This window comes from Bizionia argentinensis JUB59, assembly GCF_000224335.1.
Taxonomy (GTDB): Bacteria; Bacteroidota; Bacteroidia; order Flavobacteriales; family Flavobacteriaceae; genus Algorimicrobium; species Algorimicrobium argentinense.
Genome location: NZ_AFXZ01000069.1, coordinates 1 through 23230, shown reverse-complemented (window position 1 = coordinate 23230; position 23230 = coordinate 1). Strand labels below are relative to the sequence as shown.

Sequence of the window (23230 nt, the reverse complement as noted above, 5' to 3'; positions counted from 1 at the left end):
TAAAGATGAAAATATATATAAAAACAATTGTTTTTTCAATACTCGCCGTCACGGTTTTTAGTTGTAGTATTGATGATATTCAACCTGTAAATCAGTTAACAACTGAAGATGCTATTGCTAATGAAGCTACAGCACAGTTAGCATTAAATGGGGTGTATGATTTAGGTCGCGCTTTCGATGTCAACTTCTTTCCGTTGCATTTAGCAGCATATGGAAATGAAGGACGCATAACCGGTTTTTTAACAGGAAATCGTGGTTTTAATACCAATGAAGTACCTGTAGAAAACGATTTTTTATCAGGTGTTTATAATGGACATTATAAAATTATTAATTTAAGTAATTTTATAATTCAAGAGCTGGAAGCTGGGAAAGCCATTGGTATTTCTGAATCACGTAAAAATGAGATTTTAGCGCAAACTAAATTTCAACGTGCCTTTGCGCATTTTAACCTGTTAAGGTATTTTGGAGAATTCTATGATGTAAACTCATCAAATGGTATAGTTGTTCGTACCACATTTGCCGCGGAGATTGAAGCAAACCCTAGAAATTCGGTTCAAGATGTTTATAACGTAATTGTTTCCGATTTACAGTTTGGAATAGATAACGGGGCACAGTTTGTCGATCACTTTATTACAGGTAGTTTGGCCTCTAAAGCCTTATTAGCGAAAGTATATTTATATATGAATGAGTATGAATTAGCTGCAACATTGGCTGATCAGGTTATTAATAACAGCGAAGGCTATTCACTTGAATTAAGTTATAGCGATATTTTCACCAATAGTTTTAATTCCACTGAAGTTATATATGCACCATTTTCTGGTACAGGTTCTGAAGGTGGTACTAATATGAATTTAATAAATCAAACTTCTTACAGTACTAATTTAGAAGCTGTAGCTGATGCGCAAGTAGGAACCGCTACAGATGGTGATTTAAATGGTAACGGTGCAAATTACGATCCGCGTTTTAGCTTCGCTTATTCTACAGGAACAAAAGGCGCTAATCAACAAGGAAAATATCCGTTTGCTAATTTCTCAACATCAAGAAATAACACCATGTATCACTTGCGTTTAGGCGAAATGTATTTAATTCATGCAGAAGCAGAAGCCAGACGGGTTGGAGGTGATTTAACATTAGCTTTAACAAGCTTAAACGCTATTCGTTCTCGTGCTACTGTAACGGCTAAAACATTAACAGATGCACCAACTTTATTAGAAGATATCCGTCAAGAAAAACTTTTAGAATTGTTTTTCGAAAATGGCGAGTCTTGGTTTGATGTGGTGCGTTATGATATTCTTGGGAATATAGATGCTACTGTTATAAAACCATCAATTATCAATAATAATCAGTTTGTATTACCAATTCCAGCCCAAGTTATTATTGGAAATTCAACCGTTACACAAAATCCAGGATATTAATTTTAAAAATTGTTAAAACACTATAATTATGAAAAAACTATTAATAATAGCCCTAGTTTGCTTAGTTGCATCATGTGGTAAAAACGAACAACCGCCTAAAGATTACGCAGTCATTCACGGTTCAGTTAAAAATGCAAAGGATAGTATCAGTTTAAGATTGTACAATCCGGAAACGTCATTATCTATGATGCTTGAACTGGATGATAAAGGAAACTTTAGAGATACACTAAAATTGGAAGAGCCAAACATGTTTAATGCGGTCTATGGAAACGTTTTTACATTGTACCTTAAAAATGATATGGACCTTAAGATAGATTTTGATGCTGAAGAAATTCAGAAAACCATTACATTTTCAGGGAAAGGTGAAGAAGAAAATAACTTTCTAAAATATAAAGGCAAGCATATTAGTGGTCTTTTTGGTAAAGATTATAAAAACTATTTAGGATTACCTGAAGACGAGTTTAAAACAACAACTGATAAGTTTCTTGCTGATTTTAATTCTGAATTAGAAAGTAAATCGGCAACGTTAGATTCTTCATTTGTAGCGGAAGAAAAAGCGGGCATGGAAGAGTTTGAAACGAATATGATTGCGCAGCACAAAGAGCAATTAGAAATTAATAGCAAATTAGGAAAAGGAAACCCTTCACCGAATTTTTTAGATTTTAAAAATTATGCAGGTGGAACCTCTTCTTTAGCAGACTTTAAAGGAAGCTACGTATACATTGATGTTTGGGCAACATGGTGTGTGCCTTGTATTTATGAAATTCCATTTTTACAAAAAGTAGAAAAGGAGTTTGAAGGAAAAAACATCACATTTTTAAGTATCTCTGCCGATCAGATGAAGGATGAAGATAAGTGGCGTAAAATGATTGTCGATAAAAATTTACATGGTGTTCAGCTATTAGCCGATAACGCTATTGAATCCCAGTTTTTTGTTGATTATTATATTTACGGAATTCCAAGATTTATTTTATTAGATCCTGAAGGGAATATTGTCACTTATGATGCACCAAGACCTTCTGAAGAGAAGTTAACAACATTATTAAACACGTTAGATCTTTAATTTGTCGTTTTAATAATTAATAGCAATTACTAGAAAAGCCAGAGCAAATTATCGCTCTGGTTTTTTTATTTTTTTTGAGATTTCATAATGTGAAGCTATTTTAAAAAAAAAACCTAAATACTGCTTAAAATAGGCCTTAATATAACGCCAGCTTATTTAAATATTTCATCGGTCGCATTACAGTGCTGAATGAGCCAAACTTTAACAAAACGTTGCCTTAAATCAATTTTAAAACTTGAAAAACGTGATATCTTTGTAACCATATAAATAGGAGGTAGAAATGATTAAAAAAGTACTTTTCGTTTTATGCGTAGCACTATGTTTAAGCGGATATGTTAGCAGTCCAGTTGCATTAATATTAGGCTTTGTTTTTACGCTTGTTTTTGGTGATGTTTTCGAGAAAATACGTCAATTAGGGATTCAGCACTTATTAAAAATTTCCATTGTTGGTTTAGGTTTTGGTATGTTTTTCATGGAAACATTAAAAACGGGTAGGGAAGGGTTACTTTTAACCTTCCTATCTATTGTTGCTACATTGAGTTTAGGATGGCTTTTAACGCGCCTTTTAAATATAGATTTAAAGTTGGGGCATTTAATTTCATCAGGAACCTCTATTTGTGGGGGTAGTGCTATTGCAGCCGTTGCACCAGTAATTCAAGCTAAACCTAAAATTATTTCGGTTGCTTTGGGCGTTGTATTTTTATTAAACTCCATTGCATTATTTATATTTCCAAGTATCGGCGAATTTTTCGCACTCACCCAAGAACAATTTGGTTTATGGGCAGCAATCGCTATTCATGATACCAGTTCGGTTGTTGGTGCAGCTTTAACTTTTGGGGATGAAGCTTTACGCGTGGCAACTACCGTAAAATTAGCACGAACACTTTGGATTATTCCCGTGTCTATTTTATCTATGTTCATGTTTAAATCTAAAGATGGTAAAATAAAAATTCCATGGTTTATTTTATATTTTGTAATCGCAATCCTAATGAATAGTTATTTACCCTTACCAGAATTGTTAACAGGAACTATTACTACCATATCTAAACGTTTATTAATTGTTACACTATTTTTAGTAGGAACAACCTTATCGGTTAAACAAATTAAGGAAACTGGTTTTAAACCCTTTGCACTTGGTATTATTCTTTGGGTATTTATTTCAATTGGATCCCTCACATTTATTATGAATACATAATAATTCAGGAAATAAATTACAAGTAAAACTGTATTGCGGAAATCCACTTAAAACTAAATGAAAACACCCTTATCTAACTCTGTATTATATTTAATGAGTATTTCGGCAGGACTTGTTGTTGCCAACTTGTATTATAATCAACCATTATTGCATTTAATTTCTGTAACCTTTGATGTCACGGAATCTGCAGTTAGTAATGTGGCATTATCTACACAATTGGGATTCGCTTTCGGTTTGCTTTTTATTATTCCTTTAGGTGATAAAATTGCTAATCATAAAATACTTAAAATCGACTTTACAATCCTGATTATTGCTTTGTTCGCAGTTGCAATGTCAAGCTCTCTAACGCTGTTAATAATTAGTAGTTTTATAGTAGGCTTTACATCGTCTATCCCGCAGCTCTTTGTTCCTATGGCTGCGCAATTATCTAATGATGCTGGAAGAGGTAGAGCCATTGGAATTGTTATGAGTGGTTTGCTTATTGGTATTTTAGGTAGTCGCGTTTTAAGCGGTTTTATTGGTGAACAATTTGGCTGGCGCTATGTTTATTTCGGAGCAGCTGTTGTAATGATTGTTCTGTTTGTTATTCTAACCGTTAAGTTACCAAAAATTACGCCAACCTATACTGGCACTTATTCAAGTCTCATGAAATCCATATGGTTTTACTTCAAAACAGAACCAGCTTTACGATTAGCCTCCTTACGTGGTGCATTAGCATTTGGAGGTTTAAGTGTGTTTTGGACGACCTTGGTATTTTTAATGGAAGATTCCTTTGGCTACGGAAGCAGTATAACAGGATTATTTGGTTTGTTTGGTATTGCAGGAGCTTTGGGTGCAACTGTTATAGGGAAATTAAATAATAAAGTCAGTAAAAATAAACTAATTGCTTTTGGTATTGTTCTACTTATTATTTCTTGGTCTATATTCTTATTTTCTGCACAATCTCTTGTTGGGTTAATTATAGGCGTTATTCTTATCGATTTAGGAATGCAAGGAATACATATTACCAATCAGAATATTATTTTCTCTAAAAATGAAGAAGCTAGAAATCGGGTAAATACCATCTATATGGTAAGTTTTTTTATCGGAGGTTCACTAGGTACAACTTTGGGGGCAGTTGCTTGGCAATACTATAATTGGACTGGTGTTTCATTATTAGGTCTTGGAATTACAGGCGCTATGGCTATTACTCAAGTGTTATATAGCAAAAAAGTTAGTTAAGTGTTATATGTTTTAAAATTAACTATAACAGTTAATAGCACAATAATTATGTTTTTTTTAACATTTAAAGGCTTTTGAATAGCGATTTCTTAAATATATATTAAAATAGACGTTTTTATTCACTTTTGAAACTTCAATACTTTATATTTGATATTATCTAATTATTGACCGAAACCCTATCTATGCTAAAAAAAGTATTACTTACACCCCTTCAAAAATTTATTAAAATAGAAAGTTTTAGTGGTATTTTACTCCTACTAGCAACTATAACCGCAATTGTTTGGGCTAACTCTGGATTTGCAGGGAGTTATCAAGCGCTTTGGCAATACGAACTTGGAATCGTTACGGACTCCTTTGAATTTAAAAAACCCTTGATACTTTGGGTTAACGATGGTTTAATGGCTATTTTCTTTTTCCTAATTGGTTTAGAAATTAAACGGGAATTGATTATTGGTGAATTAAACTCCATGAAAAAATTGGCTTTCCCGTTATTTGGTGCATTGGGAGGTATGATTGTTCCTGTATTATTTTTCATCTTGTTAAATGAAAACCCTGAAACCTTAAAGGGTTGGGGTATTCCAATGGCTACAGATATTGCGTTCTCACTGGCCGTTTTAAATGTACTTGGAAATCGCGTACCATTGAGTTTAAAAATATTTTTAACGGCTTTCGCTATTGTAGATGATATAGGTGCCGTTTTAGTAATTGCTGTTTTTTATAGTGGAACTATTAACCTTACCTTATTGCTTATTGCAGCATTATTACTAGGTTTGGTTTATTATCTTTCTTACAAGGGGCAATACTCTCCAATCTTTTTGTTTATTGTTGCTTGTGCTGTTTGGGTTTTATTTTTAAAATCAGGAATACATCCTACGGTTGCAGGAATTTTATTAGCTTTTTCAGTACCGGTCAGGCAAAAAATTCAAACAGAAGCATTTTTAAATAATTTAGAAGTGGTTTATGAGAATATGAAAAAGGCTGACGTATTAAATGAACCAATTCTATCTAAACAACAGCTTGCGCAAATAGGATCTTTAGATAATTGGTCTAAAAAATTCAAATCGCCTTTACAACTTTTAGAACATAAGTTACATGGCTGGGTTGCCTATCTAGTTATTCCTGTTTTTGCTTTAGCAAATGCCGGTGTGATGATTAGTAGCGATGTTGAAATAGATTTAGCTTTAACCGTACATATTATTATTGCTTTAGTTCTTGGTAAAGGTATTGGTATACCGCTAATTGTGTTTGTAGCGAAAAAACTTAAAATTATTACAGTGCCTGATAGTATAACAAAAATGCAAATAATTGGTGTATCATTTTTGGCAGGTATTGGTTTTACTATGGCTATCTTCATTACTAGTTTAGCTTTTATGACAACACCACAATACATTGACTCTGCTAAAATAGGAATTCTTATTGCCTCCGTAATAGCTGCTATTTCAGGGTATATAATTCTTCGATATAGCCTTCCAAAAGAAAATTCGGGAGATGAAATAGTATTAGAGGAATAAAATAATTTAAGTATTGAACATAAAAAAACCTTAATATCTTTATCATAAAGATATTAAGGTTTTTTTTTAGTTTTATTCTCTATTAAATTTAGTTCTTACTTTTTATGGGGGCAGAACAACTGGTATCACCTCCTTTTTTAAGTCCTAATTTCATTAAAATAGTTTCTAATAAGCACCATCTGGTAAAAGCTGATTGGATTAAATTAACACCAATAAAAATGGTGAACCACATCCAATTAGGATCTACATATTGCGTAAGTCCAACGCTTAGTAGTACCATAAAGCCAACAATAATTCTAAAATATGTATTTAACATGTTTAATTAATTTTAAGGTTATATAAATCTTTCTATCGGAACAACTACCGCTTTTAATGGGTTGTTTGTTTCTAAAGTTGTATTAAATTCTTTTATTAAATCGAATAATGTATCAATGTTTTCATCTTGTGTGAAGGAAAAAAACAAGCTCGATTCATTACCAAATTTTTTACCTGGAAACCAACTTGATGTCATTACTACCGCTTCGGAATTTTTATGACCATCAATTTCAGAACTGCTTAAGTTCTCTATATTGGCTTTTTTAAAGAGTCTCAAAACATCTTTCTGAAACTCTTCGACTGATGTTACAATTACTAATTTCATTATATCTTTCTTTTAAAACCTATTGTATAGGGATAGCTCGTGAGCTATCCCTATACAATAGGTTATTTGTTTAATTATTTATAATTTTTTTTCTCAATCATATAATAAACCAATGGTACAACCAATAAAGTTAATACCGTTGATACAATGGTTCCACCCATAAGCGATATAGCTAATCCTTGAAAAATTGGATCAAATAATATTACAAACGCTCCAATAACAACTGTTCCTGCCGTAAGTAGGATAGGAGTCGTTCGTACCGCTCCAGCTTCAATAACGGCCTGTTTTAATGGGACACCTTCTGCAGTTCGTAAATTGATAAAGTCAATTAATAGAACCGAGTTCCGCACCATAATTCCCGCTAATGCAATCATTCCTATAAATGAAGTTGCCGTAAAAAACGCACCCATAATCCAGTGTCCTAATATAATACCTATTAAGGATAAAGGAATCGCCACCATCATCACAATTGGTGCTTTAAAGTTCTGGAACCAACCTACAATTAAAATATATATCAAGATTATGGCACCTAAAAAGGCAATTCCTAAATCTCTAAATACTTCCAATGTAATTTGCCATTCACCATCCCATTTAACGGTGTAATTATCTTCAAAATCTGGCTGACCCAAGTACATTTCGATAAGTTCATAGCCTTGTGGTAATGGAATTTCTTTTAACTTGTCTTCCATGCCTAAAATAGCATATGCAGGACTTTCCAAATCGCCAGCCATATCGGCTAATACATAAACCACTCGTTTTTGATTTTTACGGTAAATGCTTTTTGCAGCTATAGTTTTATTAATAGTTACCAAATCGGCAATCGGTACCATATTTCCTTGATTAGACTTAACTTTAAGTTGGGAAATATCTGAAATAGTCGATTTTTCTTTTTCATCTAAAGCTAATACCAATCCTACTTGCTTACTTACATTTTCATCATATAGTGTTGTGATGGCTCTGTTAGACAATGCCAAATTCATGGTGTAAGCAATTTGCTGTGGCGCTACACCGTATAACATGGCTTTTTCCTTATTGATTTCAAACTGATATTCCGTTTGATCATCTTCAACCATCCAGTCAATATCAACCACATCATCGGTATTTCTTAAAATATCTTGAATATGGTCGGCAATTTTTATTTGCTCGTTATAATCAGGTCCATAAACTTCAGCAACAATAGTTGAAAGTACAGGAGGTCCTGGTGGAACTTCTACTAATTTCACATTCGCATTGTATTTGGCTGCAATTTTTTGAATATCTGGACGTAACAATTTAGCTATATCATGACTTTGTGCTTTACGTTCATTTTTATCAATCAAATTCACTTGAATATCGGCCATATTACTACCGCCACGTAAATCATAATGACGTACTAACCCGTTAAAGGTAATAGGTGCTGAAGTACCTACATAGTTCTGGTAATTTACAACCTCTGGTCTAGTAGATAAGTATTGGGCAATTTCTTGCGTAACAACACCTGTACGCTCCAAAGTCGTGCCTTCTGGCATATCAATAACTACTTGGAATTCATTTTTATTATCAAAAGGAAGCATTTTAACTGCAACCGATTTCGTAAAAAACAATACCATAGTACCTAATAAAACACTAAATGTAACACCTAAAAATATCCAACGTTTGGCTGTGCTTTCTATTAATGGACGCTCAAATTTATTGTATAAGCGGTAAATTAATGTTTCTTCTAAAGGTTTTTCAACTTTTTCTGGTTCGCCTTTTTTAGTTTTTTCTCTTAAGAAAATATATCCCAGATAAGGTGTAACCGTTAAAGCTACAAATAGCGATAAAATCATGGCAATAGATGCGCCAATTGGCATAGGAGCCATATAAGGTCCCATTAATCCAGAAACAAAAGCCATTGGTAAAACCGAAGCAATTACTGTAAATGTTGCTAAAATGGTTGGGTTTCCAACTTCATTAATGGCATATAATGCAGCCTGTTTAAAGGGGAGGCGTTTCATTTTAAAATGCCTATGCATATTTTCTGCAATAATAATGGAGTCATCCACTACAATACCTGTAACAAACACTAAAGCGAAAAGTGTAATTCGGTTCAGTGTATAATCCATCATGTAATAACTCAATAAAGTCAAAGCAAAGGTAATTGGCACGGATAAAAACACGACCAAACCACCACGCCATCCCATGGCTAACATAACCACAAGAGTAACAGCAAAAATAGACCCTATTAAATGCCATAACAGTTCAGAAACTTTTTGTGAAGCTGTTTCACCGTAGTTTCTAGTAATCTCTACATTAACATCATCTGGAATTAATGTGGTACGTAAATGCTCAACTTTAGCAATAATAACTTCTGCAATTTTCATAGCATCTGCACCTTTTCTTTTGGCAACAGATATGGTTACAGCTGGATAATCAGATCTAAAATCGCTCGATTTTTCACTCCCTTTACCAAAACCTAAACTTACATAGTTTTGTGGCACTTCAGGACCATCCAAAATTTCTGCAATTTGCTTTAAATAAATCGGTTGATTTTGTTGAACACCAACTACTAGGTTTTCAACATCTGTAGCCGATTCTAAAAATTTACCTGTATTTATAAGAAATTCGGTATCGTTTTTGTCGAAACTTCCTGAACTTAATTGACTGTTATTTGCCTTAATCATTTCAGAAACCGATAAGAAATCCAAGCCGCTAGCAGCCAATTTATCCTTATCTAAAACAACACGTAACTGACGATCTCTACCACCAATTTTATGGGTAATAGCAACATCATTTACTTTTTTAATTTCATCTTCCAATTCTTGCGCCATTTGGCTTAATTGGTAATCGTCATAATTTTCACTCCATAATGTTAAACCTAACATAGGAACATCATCAATAGCACGTGTTTTAACTAATGGAAATGTAACGCCTTCTGGCATTTGATCCATGTGCTTATTGATTTCGTTATATAATTTTACAAATGAACGCTCAATATCTTCGCCCACATAAAATTGGACAATTACCATACCTTGCTCTTTCATGGACGTAGAATACACATATTCTACACCTTTAATATTTGAAATTAATTGCTCTAAAGGTTTGATAACGCGCGCTTCTACTTCTGCCGGACTGGCACCTGGGTAGCCTACAAATATATCGGCCATAGGCACATCAATTTGTGGTTCTTCCTCACGTGGAATTAAAAACGAACTATATACGCCAACAACCATAAATACAATCATTAACAGTATCGTTAACTTGGATTGCATAAATACTTTGGCAATTTTTCCTGCGATTCCTTCTTTCATATCCTATCCCTAACCCTTTCTACTTCGACTGTGCAGAGCACAGGCTTCAAAAGGGAACTTTTACGGGTTATTTTTAGTTAATACTTTTTTTTAAATGCTGGGACTGCAACTGTCTATTGAACACTAATTTTCGCACCATTAAACAATTTTCCTTCTGCCGAAACTATATACGCTTCATCAGCAGATAATCCTGATAAAACTTCAACTTGGTCGCCATAGTTTCTACCTAATCGCAACCAACGCAATAAGGCTGTATTACTTTGACTTACCGTATAAACTCCAGATAATTGCCCTTGAGTAATGATCGCTTCCGTTGGTATTAATACCAATTCGGTTGTTCCTTGTTTTTCAACTGGAAATTGAACACTTACAAACATGCCTGAAAGAATATTAGCTTCAGTTTTGTTTAAAGCAATTTTTACTAAATATTGTCCGCCTGTATTTTTGGCTGAAGAACTGACTTCTACAACATTTCCTTTTAGCGCTTCGTTAATAGATTTTACTAAAACACGAACTTCAGTGTTTTTTTTTATTTGTGAAATTTCTGTTTCAGGAACCATAGCCATCACTTCAAAATTACCTGGCGTTTCAATACTTATTAATGGAACGCCTGGATTTGCCATATCGCCAGTTTCAATTGTTTTACTCGTAACAATTCCGCTAAAAGGCGCGGTAATATTACTGTAAGCGAATTGTGCATTAACTTCATTTTTCATTTGTTTGGCACCTTCTAAACGTGCTTTGGCCATTTCAAAATTGGCCGTCATATCATCCATTTCCTTTTGTGATGCACTTGAACTTGCAAATAAACTCTGGTAACGGTTGTAATCCTTTTGTGCATTATTAAAAGCTGCTGTTGCTTCTGTAATACCGGCATTTACTTGCGCTTGTTTGGCTTGTAAATCGGCATTATTAATAGACACTAATAATTGACCTTTATTAACTTTATCGCCCACGTTAACATGTACTTTATTGACGTAACCCATCATTCTCGTACTTAAATCGGCACTATTTGTAGCTTGTATTTTACCACTTACAAATAAAAACGGATTGCTGCTATCTGTGGTTACTTGATTAACCGTTACAGGAATTGCTGGTGTATTATCAATCTCTTCTTTTTGGTCTTTACTACCGCAACTTGCCATAAAAAGTGAAGCTGTTATTAGGCTGAATATGTATATGTGTTTTTTCATGATATAAGTGTTTATTTTACTATTCCTCATGTATTCGAAAGGAAATTATTAAGGATGGTCTATTGTTTAGTTAAAAATTGTAAATATGCTTGCGCGTAATTATATTCAAAAATGGTTTGATAGTGTTCTAACTGTTTTTGTGAATATTGTGTCTCGGCTGTTAATAAATCAGATGTTTTTTCTAAACCTTCGGTAAATCTGTTAGTTCTAATTCTTAAAGCTTCTTCTGACTGTTCTAAAGCCAAAGCGGTAAGGGTTAATTTATTTTCAGCATCTATAAAAGCGCGTTTTGCTTTATTCAATTCTAAATTACTTTGAGATACATATTGCGTGTATTCTAATTTAGATTTTTCTAATTGGGCTTTACTTTTTTGAGCTTTACCAAATCGCTTAGAACCTTGAAAAATATCCCAGCTTAATTGTGCGCCAAATAAATAGCCGCTAGCATCACCTTGAAAAATTTGATCATCATATAACTCATAACTACCAAAAGCATTTAAACGTGGTAAAAATGCCATCTTATCAGCTTTATTCATAGCTTCATAAGCATCTGTTGCCAGTTGCATCGCTTTAATATCTGAACGGTCTTCTGAAATGCTTTTACCTTCTATAGTTAAAGTCGTAACCGTTAAACTATCCGTTGGTGTGTAAACCACATAAGTGTCATCGTTCATTAAAAATGATAAGTAGTTAGATGCATTTTGCACATTACTTTTTGCCATTTGCAATTGGTTTTGTACTTCTGTAACGCGAACTTCTACATTCAACACATCAGCACGTTGTAAATAACCTTGCTTTAAACTATTGTCAGCTAATTTTTTGTTCGCATTTGCGGCATTTAATGCTTCTTCCAAAACATCAACACCTTTATAAGCCAGTTGTAATTGCATATAAGCTTTTTCAACTTCAAAAGCCATATAATCCGTAGTGCGCTCGATTTTTAAAGCCATAGCACCCATTTTAGATTTAGCAGCTCTACGTTGATATATACCATCCACATTTATCAATGGCTGCTGAATTTCAAGTTTAGTAGCAAAATTTTGAATCTGCGAGGGATTATTTAATAATGCTGGACTAAAATCACTCGCCGTTAAAATTTCTTGATTCAATTTAGAACCAAAAGCCATTAATGGGTTGGTAGTTGAAATTCCTGTATGACTAGCCGTAATATTGGGTAAGAACACAGCATTGGTTTGTCTGAAGTCAGCTTTAGCTACATTAAATTCTTTTTCTGAAATTTTAATAGCTGTATTGTTTTCAGAGACCTTAGTTAAGACTTCTTTTTTTGTAATTGGAACCAAAGCTTGTGCCTGAATGTTGTAATTCCAAAACAAACTAAATAGTATAGCTGTATATGTTATTCTTTTCATGTGTATTTATATTTCTGTAGCAAAAGTAGTCTCTTAATTCATGCTAGTCAGTAACCAATGTTACCAAGCATAAATCAGTCTAATAAAACATTTTTTTTAGTCCATTTAGATGAGCTATTGTTTTATATAATCTAAAAAAAGAAGAGAGGATTATATTCTAACTAATGAAATATGAAACTTTTGTAATTTATAAACTAATAAAACGTACTTTTGCGCCCTCAAATAAAATTTGATATGAAGCGTATAAATGAATATAAGAAACTCTTTGGAGTGGAAAGTGAAGTTGAATTAAAGACTTTAAAAAAGAGTTACCGAGATTTAGTTAAAGAATGGCATCCAGATAAGTTTCAAAATGGCGATGAAAAGCAGGAAGAAGCTGAAATTCAAAGTCGAAAAATTATCGATGGCTATCACTTTTTGGTAAGTATAGCGCCAGAAACTATTGAAGCTAATTTAGAGAGTTATACAGAGACCATTACCAATTCTGGTATTGAAGATTATGTTCATAAAGGATTGTTATTGGAAATCACCTTTTTAGATGGATCTACTTATGAATATTTTGGTGTAACCAAACCTGTATATATTAAAATGATTAATAGTGATAAGCTTAACCGTTTTGCAAAACGTAGTATTTATCCTAATTATCTATATAGAAAATCGAAAAGAACGATGGAGCAAGCATAATTAATAGATTATGCTGATAATTTGGTAAAGTGTTTTATCAGATAACAATATGTATTATATAAAGGGGGACAAGCTTATAAACGTGTTCCCTTTTTTAGTGGATAAATGGAAAATAATTACTTGCTAAACGTGCTTTAATTAGTTTTCTAAATAAAATTATTGATGTTTCAATTTATATAAAACAAGTTAAATGTCGCGTTTTTAAAATTTATTTAAAGTATTATTCGGTTAATACTGAGAAAACCTAGAAATCGAGTCATTACTTTCACGTATCTTGCAAGAAATATATAACACTCCAAATGTTGTATGAAAAATAGCACATTTAAAATCTATGTTGAGTTATTCAGTTTATCGAAATGAAAATACTTCTAAATGGGTAACCTTTATCCATGGCGCAGGAGGAAGTAGTTCCATTTGGTTTCGCCAGATTAGAGCTTTTAAAGAACAATTTAATATTTTATTGATTGATCTTCGCGGACATGGAAATAGCCAATCTGTATTTAAGCAGAAAAACATTCAGAAATATACATTTGAAGTGGTAACTAATGATGTTTTGGAAGTTTTAAATCATCTTAAAATTCAAAAATCGCACTTTATAGGAATTTCTTTAGGAACCATTTTAATTCGAGATTTAGCCGAAAGAAATCCTGAAAAAGTAGAAAGTATGGTTATGGGCGGCGCTATTTTAAAACTGAATGCACGATCCAAGTTTTTAATAGGTTTTGGAAATATTTTTAAATCTGTGGTTCCATATATCTTTTTATATAAGTTGTTTGCTTTTATAATAATGCCTAAAAAGAATCATAAAGAATCACGATCCTTATTCGTAAAAGAAGCCAAGAAATTGTACCAAAAAGAATTTAAAAGGTGGTATAAACTAACTGCGGAATTAACGCCAATGCTAAGATTGTTCAGAATGAAAGATATTAATATCCCAACGCTTTACGTGATGGGAGAACAAGATCATTTATTTTTACCTTCAATTAAAGAAGTTATTTCCAAACATGTAAGCGCCAAACTACACGTAATAAAAAACTGTGGTCATGTTGTAAATGTAGAGCAACCACTAGAGTTTAATAGTGAAGTACTCTCCTTTTTAAAACTACAAAGCAAATAAATATTTTACCTTTATTTGCTTATATCTTCATATTAAAAACTGCTGAATTTAGCGGCTTATTAAGTAATTAAATTTATTTAGACTACAACTTTCTATTTGATAGTTTTAGGTTTCCGACTTCTTATAAAAGCGATTATAGCTATAATAATCACGACTATTGTCAATATATAAATAAACGTTGGAATAGGTACGGGGTCGCCAGCAGCATAACTGTGCAAACCGGTTAAGTAATAATTCACGCCATACGAGGTCATTATAATAGATGCGAAAGCAAATACGCTTGTTACGTTTAATGTATACCGATTGTTTAGTGCTGGAACCATGCGTAAATGCAACACAATAGCATAGACTATTATAGATATTAAAGCCCAAGTTTCTTTAGGATCCCAAGCCCAATAACGTCCCCAGGATTCGTTTGCCCATACACCACCCAAAAAAGTTCCAATGGTAAGAACGAATAGGCCTATGGTCATAGAAATTTCATTAATATAGGTCAGCTCTTTTATGCGTAGATCTATTATTTTAGCACTGCTTTTTGTTCGTATAATTATTAATATCAAAGCCATAAAACCTAATACAGCCGATAGAGCCAAAGGTGCGTAACTACTTACAATAGTTGCGACATGAACCTTTAACCAAAATGATGATTTTAGTACAGGCATTAGGTTGGTTATTTCTGGATTTAACCAATCCAAATAACTTACAAATAGTAGGGAACCAGAAAAAAGTGTCGCCAATGGCAAAGCGAAATCAGATTTTCTAAAAGTCATTAATCCGCAAAGCATTAACACCCAGGCTACAAAAACCATCATTTCATAGCCATTACTCCATGGTGGATGACCAGCAATGTACCAGCGTAATAGAATATTTCCAGTAAACACTATAAAGCTAATGAGTGAAATAATAATTAAAATATTCCAAAGGAAATTTATAATTCGTTTTTGAACAAATATTTTTGAAAGCGCAAGCACCAACATAATTAAACCAATGGTAAAAAATGTTTGAAAGAGCCAAAAATTAAGATTCATTTGGTTGTACCATAATTCGGCTTCAACCCGTTCTTGTGTTGGAATAATGGCTGCTCCTAATGTACTTTGGTAAGTGTCTATATAAGAAAGTTTATCTGTTGCGTCTGACCAGTTTTTAAAGGCTAAATCATTAAAATAAGTTCTCGTAATGTTTTGAACAAAGTGTCCGTCTTCTGATGGGAAATCGTTAAAATGGTGGTTATAACTAAACCATGTATCCTTCTCATCTAAACTATTAGGAAAGATTTTTAAATAGTTACCAGAAAAAATGTTGAATAATATATTAAAGCGCTCATCTACTTTGATGACTTCCTTATCAAATTCATTTTGTTCCGCAGGTTTTTTGGCATTCGCATCTTCAGCCAATTTGGAAAGAACATAATCGCCATCCGGATTAATTAAATGGTCGAAAGAGATATAACCATCTTCAGTAATTTTAAGCGGCTTAAAATAATCGCCCCCTTTTATAGCATCAATTTTAATCACCGGTATTTTCTGCCAAGCGCCTGGAGAAACATGCATGGCTAAAAATACTTGATTTGCATCTAGTTTTATATTTTTGCCGTCTGCTTTATAGTTGAAAGTTGTTTTACCGTAAATTTTCCGTAAAAACTCGGATGCCAAAGTGTTAATTGGTTTTATACGTCCATCCATATCTTGAACCATAATACGACCAAACAAATCTGAATGCTGTTTTTCAATTTCTTGATTAATTACAATTTCCGTCACCGAAGGAATGGAGTCCTTTTGCATGGGTGATTGTGCATATGTTTCGAATGAACTCGCAAGCATTAGTAGAAGTATAGGTGCAATTTGTTTAATTTTCTTCAACTTTTTGCTAATTGTTGTAAATCGTGTTCGTTTTCCAAAAAGTGTAAAAAACATACCTATTGTCATCAAGGAATAACCAATATATGACGTAACTGTTCCCAATAAATCATGATTTACGGCCAATAAGGTTCCTTTCTCATCGGTGTCATAACTAGCTTGATAAAATCTAAATCCACCATAATCTAAAACATTATTCATGTAAATTCGAAAAGGCATTTCTGTGTCGCCATCTAAAACAGTTACTTCACTGGCATAAGATGATGGACTTTCAGAACCGGGATAACGTTCCAGTTGAAATTCATTTAGTTTCACGGCAAACGGAATTTCTATAGGCATAGCACCGTAGGAAAAACTTAAGGTAATATCGTCAACATTAATTTCGTGCGTGGTCGGTAAAAATCCTTTTCTGTAAAGGATCATTATATCTTCAGATTTATCGCCTACTTTCACATGGAGTACTACAGCATCATCTTTGGTTGGATCATTATTATGTGGTTTTTCAGAGGTACTAATTAATTGCATACTACCATTTTTGTGAAAAGATAATGGTACAAAAGATAAATCACCTTGTCTATAAAGCGTTTTAAGCGTCATAGGTTGAATTGTATCGCCTTTTATAACACCGGCCTTTTGATCGGACATTACAAAGAAATCGAGTGGGTGAGGCGCCCAGATTTTAAATTCGCCGTTTTCTTCTGTAATATTTATAATGCCGTTTTCTTGGGCTTCAAATCCGATTTTGTGTTTTTGTAGGCCAATAACTTCGACTTCTCCTTTGGTTAAAAACAGTGTTTCTCTCCCGTTTCCAGAAGTGGTAACCATTTGCAACATCGGAGTTCCCTTTTCCGAATCATCAATAATTTCAGGTACGGCATCTGCAACAAATTCTTTTAGAGAAATTACTACGGGTGTATCTTCAATGTCCGTTTCTATTGAGAAACTATTGTCATTTAATGGCGAAAACTCCATTTTTTTCTGAAGATGTCTCGTTTTGTTACTGTTAGAAATATGAACTTTTAAATAGTTTTTATCTGATATAATAGTACTAGACTTTTCACCTTCACGAATACGCATAATACCACCATAGGAATCATAACGGGTTATTCCAGCACCTATTATAATAATGATAAATGCTAAATGAAAAAGTAGTACAGCCCATTTTTCCTTTCGCCATAAATTATATTTAAACGTGTTGGCCAAAAAGCATAGAGCTAAACCAACCATAACGAGCTCAAACCATAGCGCATCGTAAATTTTAATCCAAGCGGTATCGGTGCCAAAATCATTTTCAATAAATGTGGCAATTGCCATGGCTGCAGCAAAGACCAATAGTAAAAGTAAGGCTAAAACGGATGATGAAAAAAAGCGAAAAATAGATTTCATAAAGAATATTCTGACTCAAAAAGTCGTTAATAAATTTTTTTAAACTGTTTTATAAGTTTATTAATTATCAGTGCTAACTACTTTTTTAGAATCCATTTTTGCTTCGCGCTGTTTTGCTTCTTCCAGCCATTTTGGTAATACATTGGTTTTAAACGCCTCTTTCTCTTCTCTAAGTTTCTCCATATCGAGACCTATATATTTTTGTGCTTTTGCTTTGGTAGAAATATCTGGCATTGCTACAGGGTCATTATGTCCCAAATTAGCTAAAAGTCGCACTAACATAACACGTGCTTCTTGGGCTTCTGCAAGCCCGCTACCCAATACGCGCCCAATTTCTACAGGTGAGTGGAATGATGCGCCATGTGAAGCAGCAGTGTAATCCCAACGCCACTGTGCGTGGCGAATACTCATCAAGATGTCTTTCATTTGTTCATTAGTTGCACCCAGTTCCCAGGCTTTTCCGGCTTCAACGTGTGCTTTTACTAAAACGTCTTCTAATTTAATTCTGTTTTCATTTGCTTTTCGCTGTCTGTCGTAAACATTGGTAATAAGCTTATCAGTTTCTTCTCTGTGGCATACTTGACACGAATTTGCAACGTTATTTAAAGGCGATTGTAAGTGGTGATCAGTAAATTTTTGTCCGCCTTCACTCTTATACGGCATATGGCAATCTGCGCACGAAACCCCACGGTCGGCATGAACGCCGGTAAGAAAAATTTCATAATCTGGATGTTGGGCTTTCAGCATGGGTGCTTTACTAATAGCATGTGTCCAGTCTGAAAATCCGATATCATCATAATATTTTTCCATATCCTCAACTGCAAATCCATTTTCCCAAGGAAAGGTGAGATAAGGTGTACCTTCATGACCTTCTTTTTTAGTATTGAAATAATACTCAACGTGACATTGTGCACAGACTAAAGAGCGCATTTCTTGATGAGTTGACTTGTTTATATCTTTACCCATAGCTTGAAAAGCTTCAACTAAAGCGGGTCTTGTAATAAGCAATTTCATATTAGTAGGATCGTGACAATCGGCACAACCAATTGGGTTTACTACTTCCGATACATTTTCTGCCCAAGTACCGCTATAGAATTCTCCCACGCCATGCTCATCCATTAAGCGAGGTACATCTGGACCCTTACAAGCCCAGCAAGTTGCGGGCATAGGGCCATCTTCTTTACTTTCTGGAGCGCCAGAACGCAAGGAATTCTGAAGATCGTCAATAGCATAAAAGTGACCACGACCTTGATTGTAATCTTTAGAGAAGGCATATCCTGCCCAAAGCACAACCATTCTAGGATCTTCTTCTAGCATATCAATGGAAGATGAACCACCTTGGTATGAGGTAAACGAGGTGTCTGCTGTTTGCAAGTAAGATTGATATTCTCTAGGGTAGTTTTTACCCCATTCCTCGTTTCTTGGTTCATTTTCGCCAATCTGTACATTAGGTACATATTTATATTTGGCCTCACTTTTTCTGTTAATTATACTTGATGCCAGTAGTCCTAATAAAAAGACGACTACAATTGTCACGACGAAGAGTACTTTATTTTTCATATTTTTTGTAGTTTATTCTATATCCATTTCTTTCGCTAACCATTCTGGTATCACCATTTCCTCTTTATCTGTAGGTAATGGCGCTATATTATATTTTACTGTTGATAAGCCATGAATCCTGCCATGTGGCACTTCTTGATGGCACTCCCAGCAATTTCTATTAGTTCTATTTTCTTTATGATTATCCAACCAGCCATCATACTTTACCTCTGTTACTTGTTGAATATGGCACCTAATACAATTGTTTTGTACCACTTCTTGTGAAGCCTCGCGCATGGTTATAACATCTGGTTCTGCTCTGGCTGTAAAAACCGCCGAGTGGTATAAACCATCTTTAGCCTTAAAATAGTAGGAGTTGAAAATATTGTCTTGCGGCACGTGGCAGCCATTACAAGAAACCCATTCTCTATGCGAACTGTGCATCCAACTATTATAAACTGGCGTCATAACATGACAATTTACGCAAGCTTGTGGGTTATCTGATAAATAGGAAACCACTTCAGCTTCACGCATCAGGAAAAAGCCCAAGCCAATTACAGACGCAATTGCAAAAACAGCAAATGTGCGCCAAGAGGTGCCTTTTTCGGGAAGTATTTTAAAATTAAACTTCATAATACAATGAATTGTAAGGTACAAATTAACAAATTTAATATGGATGTAAGCTGATATATATCATATTTGGAATGAAGAGCAAAAGTTAGATGAAGAATGACAAATTAATAACAGTATTCAAATAATTTAAAGGTTTTTAAAGATCGTCACCTTTTTAGTTTTATACGCCCATATATTGATGTTTATAAGTCAAACTGTGATGCATATTTAGTATAAAAGAATGAAGTTTAGTAATTTTTCAATACGTTCTAAAGTATTTTGGAATGGTTCTAAAAATAAGAAACGTGCTCTAAAAACCTCTTTAACTCCGTATGAAACATAAAAAATTGATGATTACGTTTTTAATCTATTAATTCAGTTTTAAAAAGGACTTTAAATACAACCTATGTTAAAAGTTCTGTTAAGGTAGTCTACAGACTGTATTATTTTGGTTAATTTTATAACCTTTTGAATTAATTTGTTAATCTGAAGTGATAAACAATAGCAAAAGATATATTTAAAAGAATCACTTCAGAAAGCATTTAGAATGAAAGTATATAAAACAATACCCATTGTGAGCTATTGAAAATACATACAATTAACAAAATATCAGCTTTCGCAATTAATAACCCAATTTAATTATTGAAATAAAATTATTCTTTCATGAATATTACAGCTGCTTATACCGATCTCTATCAACTAACTATGGCGCAAGTCTATTTTATCACCAAACCTGATGGGCGTGCGGTTTTCGATTATTACTATAGAACCAATCCTTTTAAAGGCGGATATGCCGTTTTTGCCGGATTAGAAGATGTATTAGATATTCTTGAAACCTTAAAGTTTTCAGAGTCCGATATCACATACTTGGAGCAGCATGGATTTGAGCGCGAGTTTTTGGAATATTTAAAAGATTTTCGCTTTCAAGGAACAATATATTCAAGTAAAGAGGGGGATGTTGTTTTTCCTAATCGTCCCATTTTACAGGTTGAAGCCAATATAATTGAAGCGCAGATAATTGAAACACTTTTGCTAAATATTCTAAATTTCCAAACCTTAATCGCTACAAAAGCGAGTCGTATTCGATATAGCGCCGGAAATGAAAGTACTTTATTGGACATGGGACTACGTCGCGCACATGCAACAGGTGGTTATTATGCCTCTAGAGCGGCCGCTATTGGAGGTTTTGATAGTACGAGTAATGTAAAAGCCGCTGAAGATTATAATATTCCATGTTCTGGAACTATGGCTCACTCATTTATTCAAAGCTATGAAGATGAATTAAAAGCATTTCGTGACTTCGCTAAAATTAGACCTATAAACTGTGTGTTATTAGTAGATACTTACAACACCTTAAGAAGTGGGTTGCCAAATGCAATTATAATTGCCAAGGAAATGGAAGAACGAGGAGAGAAACTCCTAGGTGTACGTTTAGACAGCGGAGATTTAGCCTATTTATCCAAGCAAACACGTAAGATTTTGGACGATGCTAATTTGGGTTATGTAAAAATTGTAGCTTCCAATCAGTTGGATGAATTTGTAATAAAAAGTTTAAAAGAACAAGGTGCGCCTATTGATATTTTTGGTGTCGGTACAAACTTGGTTACTGGAAAGCCAGATGCATCTTTAGGAGGTGTTTATAAATTGTCAGAATACAACGGTGATCCAAGAATAAAGCTTTCTGAAAATATAATCAAGGTTTCTCTTCCTTATAAAAAACAAGTTTATAGAGTTTTAGATACAAACGGAATGTTTTATGGAGCAGATTCCATTGCCGTTTTTAGTGAAGAATCCGTTAATGAAATGATACATCCTTTCGATGCTACAAAAAGTTTGAATTTTGAGCATTTTGATCGGGAACCTCTGCTTGAAAAGGTAATGGTAAATGGTGCAAAAGTAAATCCACCGCGAACGGTTCAAGAGATTGCAAACTATTCACAATCGCGATTAGAAAAGCTTCCTGAAGAATATAAGCGTTTTCAAAATGCACATATTTATAAAATAGGATTGAGCAATAAGCTGAAGAAAGAGCGTGATATTTTAGTGGCTAAGCATAAATTATAGTTTAAAGAAATATTGAGACACGAATTACATGAATAGCCACAAATTTTTAAATTAGTGTGAATTAATGTAATTCGTTTCTAAAAAACAAAAACCATGAAAACACTCCTTATAATCGATGTACAGAACGATTTTATGCCTGGTGGATCTCTTGCTGTTCCCGAAGCCGATAAAATAGTTCCAGTGATTAACAACATGCAGCACAAATTTGATTTGATCGTTGCAGCACAAGATTGGCATCCTAAAAATCATATAAGTTTTGCTTCTAATCATGACGGGAAATCTGCGTTTGATGAGATTGAAATTCAAGGTAAAAAACAAACTTTGTGGCCAAATCATTGCGTGCAAGGAACAAAAGGAGCGGAGTTTCATTCAGATCTTAATACACAGAGATGGGAAGCTGTTTTCAGAAAAGGAACCGATAAGACAATTGATAGTTATAGTGCATTTTATGATAATGGCCATTTAAAATCGACAGGACTTTCAGGTTATTTAAAAGAAAAAGGAACGTCTCAACTATTTCTTTGTGGTCTAGCAGCAGATATCTGTGTGTACTTTTCTATTTATGATGCCTTTAAAGAAGGTTTCGCTTGTTTCTTTATAGAAGATGCCTCGCAGCCATTAGACTCTGAGGGTTTTAAAGATATTAAAAAGAAAATAACAGATTTAGGAATCCAAATTATTTCTTCTGAAGCCATTTAATACCGTTTTAAAGTGAATCTTTAGCGCGAATTTTATCCAAAAAAAGTGGTAAACATTTATTTTGTAGAAAACTTAATTGAACAAAAAAAGCACTCTTCTTAAAAGAGTGCTTTTCCACTAATCAATCAATAAACACTGACCATCACATCAGTTTACTTTACGTGTGCCACCATGTCCTCCAGCAACAACAAACATTATTTTGATACTTAAATAAATATATTTAAAAAACTGGATGATTGGGTTCATCATTTTAAATCTTTGATATTTTGAAATTCTTTGTGTCATAACCTGCTATATTTTTACTTTGTAATTAAAATGTAAACCTTACTTAATTTGGCTTCAGTGTCTTGGTTTTAATACTCATTTAGGATTTCACTCTTTTTAATAAGTTTCGCT

17 protein-coding genes are annotated in these 23230 nt (G+C 33.6%); 9 read left to right on the top strand and 8 right to left on the bottom strand.

Translation table 11 applies throughout. The features are described from left to right. Positions 1–5: 5 nt before the first annotated feature. The 5 genes from BZARG_RS14895 to nhaA all read left to right on the top strand — a co-directional run bounded on the left by BZARG_RS14895 (position 6) and on the right by nhaA (position 6405). Positions 6–1415, top strand: coding sequence for a RagB/SusD family nutrient uptake outer membrane protein (locus BZARG_RS14895; RefSeq protein ID WP_008639840.1), 1410 nt, complete (start codon positions 6–8; stop codon positions 1413–1415). Positions 1416–1443: 28 nt separating this feature from the next. After that, positions 1444–2478, top strand: coding sequence for a TlpA family protein disulfide reductase (locus BZARG_RS14890; protein WP_008639868.1), 1035 nt, complete (start codon positions 1444–1446; stop codon positions 2476–2478). Between the two features lie 280 nt (positions 2479–2758). Next, positions 2759–3673 (top strand): YeiH family protein, encoded by a 915-nt coding sequence (locus tag BZARG_RS14885; protein WP_008639836.1) that lies wholly within the window; start codon positions 2759–2761, stop codon positions 3671–3673. A 57-nt stretch (positions 3674–3730) separates the two neighbouring features. Beyond that, the gene (locus BZARG_RS14880) at positions 3731–4894 is read left to right on the top strand and encodes an MFS transporter (protein WP_008639870.1); all 1164 of its coding nucleotides are present in this window, start codon (positions 3731–3733) and stop codon (positions 4892–4894) included. Between the two features lie 182 nt (positions 4895–5076). After that, positions 5077–6405 (top strand): Na+/H+ antiporter NhaA, encoded by a 1329-nt coding sequence (gene nhaA / locus BZARG_RS14875; protein WP_008639835.1) that lies wholly within the window; start codon positions 5077–5079, stop codon positions 6403–6405. Between the two features lie 88 nt (positions 6406–6493). Here nhaA and BZARG_RS14870 read toward each other — a convergent pair whose 3' ends face one another. The 5 genes from BZARG_RS14870 to BZARG_RS14850 form a co-directional block, all read right to left on the bottom strand. Continuing rightward, the gene (locus BZARG_RS14870) at positions 6494–6721 is read right to left on the bottom strand and encodes a YgaP family membrane protein (protein ID WP_008639860.1); all 228 of its coding nucleotides are present in this window, start codon (positions 6719–6721) and stop codon (positions 6494–6496) included. An 18-nt stretch (positions 6722–6739) separates the two neighbouring features. Next, a complete protein-coding gene (locus BZARG_RS14865) occupies positions 6740–7045 on the bottom strand; it encodes a hypothetical protein (protein ID WP_008639846.1) in 306 nt (101 codons plus the stop codon). Positions 7046–7119: 74 nt separating this feature from the next. Then, positions 7120–10314 (bottom strand): efflux RND transporter permease subunit, encoded by a 3195-nt coding sequence (locus BZARG_RS14860; protein ID WP_008639871.1) that lies wholly within the window; start codon positions 10312–10314, stop codon positions 7120–7122. Positions 10315–10427: 113 nt separating this feature from the next. Further along, a complete protein-coding gene (locus BZARG_RS14855; RefSeq protein WP_008639849.1) occupies positions 10428–11507 on the bottom strand; it encodes an efflux RND transporter periplasmic adaptor subunit in 1080 nt (359 codons plus the stop codon). 59 nt (positions 11508–11566) lie between these two features. Beyond that, on the bottom strand, positions 11567–12877 hold the full coding sequence (locus BZARG_RS14850; protein ID WP_008639867.1) for a TolC family protein: 1311 nt from the start codon (positions 12875–12877) through the stop codon (positions 11567–11569). A gap of 234 nt (positions 12878–13111) precedes the next feature. Between BZARG_RS14850 and BZARG_RS14845 the strand changes: the two genes are divergently transcribed. Together BZARG_RS14845 and BZARG_RS14840 are read left to right on the top strand one after the other, a co-directional pair. Further along, positions 13112–13561 carry a KTSC domain-containing protein gene (locus BZARG_RS14845; RefSeq protein ID WP_008639848.1) on the top strand — a complete coding sequence of 150 codons (450 nt, stop codon included), beginning with the start codon at positions 13112–13114 and terminating at the stop codon, positions 13559–13561. Positions 13562–13892: 331 nt separating this feature from the next. After that, positions 13893–14678: an alpha/beta fold hydrolase gene (locus BZARG_RS14840; RefSeq protein WP_008639855.1), complete on the top strand. Its 786-nt coding sequence runs from the start codon at positions 13893–13895 to the stop codon at positions 14676–14678. Positions 14679–14770: 92 nt separating this feature from the next. On the opposite strand, the gene ccsA is transcribed toward BZARG_RS14840, so the two are convergent. Genes ccsA through nrfH form a run of 3 tightly spaced genes read right to left on the bottom strand, consistent with a single transcriptional unit; the run spans position 14771 to position 20092 of the window. Next, positions 14771–17920, bottom strand: a complete 3150-nt coding sequence (gene ccsA, locus BZARG_RS14835) for a cytochrome c biogenesis protein (protein ID WP_040288944.1) — start codon at positions 17918–17920, stop codon at positions 14771–14773. 60 nt (positions 17921–17980) lie between these two features. Beyond that, positions 17981–19480, bottom strand: coding sequence for an ammonia-forming cytochrome c nitrite reductase (gene nrfA / locus BZARG_RS14830; RefSeq protein ID WP_040288943.1), 1500 nt, complete (start codon positions 19478–19480; stop codon positions 17981–17983). A gap of 12 nt (positions 19481–19492) precedes the next feature. Continuing rightward, positions 19493–20092, bottom strand: coding sequence for a cytochrome c nitrite reductase small subunit (nrfH, locus tag BZARG_RS14825; protein ID WP_008639839.1), 600 nt, complete (start codon positions 20090–20092; stop codon positions 19493–19495). A gap of 642 nt (positions 20093–20734) precedes the next feature. On the opposite strand from nrfH, the gene BZARG_RS14820 reads away from it, so the two are divergent. Both BZARG_RS14820 and pncA read left to right on the top strand, forming a co-directional pair. Beyond that, positions 20735–22135 (top strand): nicotinate phosphoribosyltransferase, encoded by a 1401-nt coding sequence (locus BZARG_RS14820; RefSeq protein ID WP_008639866.1) that lies wholly within the window; start codon positions 20735–20737, stop codon positions 22133–22135. Between the two features lie 93 nt (positions 22136–22228). After that, positions 22229–22834: a bifunctional nicotinamidase/pyrazinamidase gene (pncA, locus tag BZARG_RS14815; RefSeq protein ID WP_008639864.1), complete on the top strand. Its 606-nt coding sequence runs from the start codon at positions 22229–22231 to the stop codon at positions 22832–22834. Positions 22835–23230: the final 396 nt, after the last annotated feature.

Coding starts and splice junctions, on each gene's coding strand:
- BZARG_RS14850 (WP_008639867.1), bottom strand. CDS start 12,877: ATGAAAAGAATAACATATACAGCTATACTATTTAGTTTGTTTTGGAAT.
- BZARG_RS14840 (WP_008639855.1), top strand. CDS start 13,893: ATGTTGAGTTATTCAGTTTATCGAAATGAAAATACTTCTAAATGGGTA.
- BZARG_RS14870 (WP_008639860.1), bottom strand. CDS start 6,721: ATGTTAAATACATATTTTAGAATTATTGTTGGCTTTATGGTACTACTA.
- BZARG_RS14880 (WP_008639870.1), top strand. CDS start 3,731: ATGAAAACACCCTTATCTAACTCTGTATTATATTTAATGAGTATTTCG.
- nrfA (WP_040288943.1), bottom strand. CDS start 19,480: ATGAAAAATAAAGTACTCTTCGTCGTGACAATTGTAGTCGTCTTTTTA.
- nrfH (WP_008639839.1), bottom strand. CDS start 20,092: ATGAAGTTTAATTTTAAAATACTTCCCGAAAAAGGCACCTCTTGGCGC.
- BZARG_RS14845 (WP_008639848.1), top strand. CDS start 13,112: ATGAAGCGTATAAATGAATATAAGAAACTCTTTGGAGTGGAAAGTGAA.
- BZARG_RS14820 (WP_008639866.1), top strand. CDS start 20,735: ATGAATATTACAGCTGCTTATACCGATCTCTATCAACTAACTATGGCG.
- BZARG_RS14855 (WP_008639849.1), bottom strand. CDS start 11,507: ATGAAAAAACACATATACATATTCAGCCTAATAACAGCTTCACTTTTT.
- BZARG_RS14895 (WP_008639840.1), top strand. CDS start 6: ATGAAAATATATATAAAAACAATTGTTTTTTCAATACTCGCCGTCACG.
- BZARG_RS14865 (WP_008639846.1), bottom strand. CDS start 7,045: ATGAAATTAGTAATTGTAACATCAGTCGAAGAGTTTCAGAAAGATGTT.
- ccsA (WP_040288944.1), bottom strand. CDS start 17,920: ATGAAATCTATTTTTCGCTTTTTTTCATCATCCGTTTTAGCCTTACTT.
- nhaA (WP_008639835.1), top strand. CDS start 5,077: ATGCTAAAAAAAGTATTACTTACACCCCTTCAAAAATTTATTAAAATA.
- BZARG_RS14890 (WP_008639868.1), top strand. CDS start 1,444: ATGAAAAAACTATTAATAATAGCCCTAGTTTGCTTAGTTGCATCATGT.
- pncA (WP_008639864.1), top strand. CDS start 22,229: ATGAAAACACTCCTTATAATCGATGTACAGAACGATTTTATGCCTGGT.
- BZARG_RS14860 (WP_008639871.1), bottom strand. CDS start 10,314: ATGAAAGAAGGAATCGCAGGAAAAATTGCCAAAGTATTTATGCAATCC.
- BZARG_RS14885 (WP_008639836.1), top strand. CDS start 2,759: ATGATTAAAAAAGTACTTTTCGTTTTATGCGTAGCACTATGTTTAAGC.